Below are 1047 nucleotides of genomic sequence, written 5' to 3' on the forward strand. Positions count from 1 at the left end.
CTAGGCCGTGTTTCATAGGCCGTTGATCGGCCGGCGTAGGTTGCGGCCGCTGGCGTGTCGGTCATCGATAGATGGCGAGGTCTCCGGTAGATGGTTCATCGACGAAGAAGACCATCAACACGGAGACCTCGTGGCCACCATACCGGTGACGAGGCGGCATGACCTGACCGATGCGCAGTGGGCGGTGCTGGAGCCGATGCTGCCCAAGGGTAGGAAGCCAGGCCGGCCGCCGAAGTGGAGTAAACGTCAGCTCATCGACGGCATTCGGTGGCGGGTACGGGTCGGCTCGCCCTGGCGGGACGTGCCGGACTGCTACGGCCCCTGGCAGACGGTCTACGGACTGTTTCGGCGCTGGCAGCGTGCGGGTGTCTGGCAGCAGATCGTCACCGGGCTGCAGACCCGCGCGGACGCGGCCGGGCTGATCACCTGGGATGTGAGCGTGGACTCCACCATCGCTCGGGCACATCAGCACGCCGCCGGCGCCCGCACCCGGCCGCAGGCGCAGAAGGAACCGCCGGGCGTGGTCGAGGTCGAGCCGGCCGACCATGCGCTGGGCCGCTCGCGGGGCGGGCTGACCACCAAGCTGCATCTGGGCTGCGAACAGGGCCAGAAACCCCTCGCGATGCTGCTGACCGCCGGGCAGCGTGGCGACAGCCCCCAGTTCACCCGGATCCTCGCCGGTATCCGGGTGCCCCGGCCCGACGGCGGCCGACCACGCACCCGCCCCGACCGGGTCCTGGCCGACAAGGCGTACAGCTCGCGGGCCAACCGTGAGCACCTGCGCCGACGCGGTATCCCCGCGACCATCCCAATCAAGGTCGACCAGGCCGTCAACCGGCGCAAGAAGGGATCGAAGGGCGGCCGGCCGCCGACCTTCGACCCCGAGTTCTACAAGCGGCGCCACGCGGTGGAGTGCGGCATCAACCGGCTCAAACGTCATCGTGGTGTGGCCACCCGCTACGACAAACTCGCCGTGCGCTACCTGGCCACACTCCACGTCGTCGCCATCAACGAGTGGCTCCGGCCCGGCCTATGAAACACGGCCTA

The 1047-nt window shown here is 69.1% G+C and carries 1 protein-coding gene; it reads left to right on the forward strand.

Going from position 1 to position 1047, the window contains the following annotated elements; all coding sequences use genetic code 11:
• Nucleotides 1-145 precede the first annotated feature (145 nt).
• Entirely contained in the window at nucleotides 146-1036 is an 891-nt protein-coding gene (locus tag ACNTMW_RS34295; protein WP_426638231.1) for an IS5 family transposase, read from the forward strand.
• Nucleotides 1037-1047 lie beyond the last annotated feature (11 nt).

It is taken from the genome of Planosporangium spinosum, assembly GCF_049999945.1.
GTDB lineage: Bacteria > Actinomycetota > Actinomycetes > Mycobacteriales > Micromonosporaceae > Planosporangium > Planosporangium spinosum.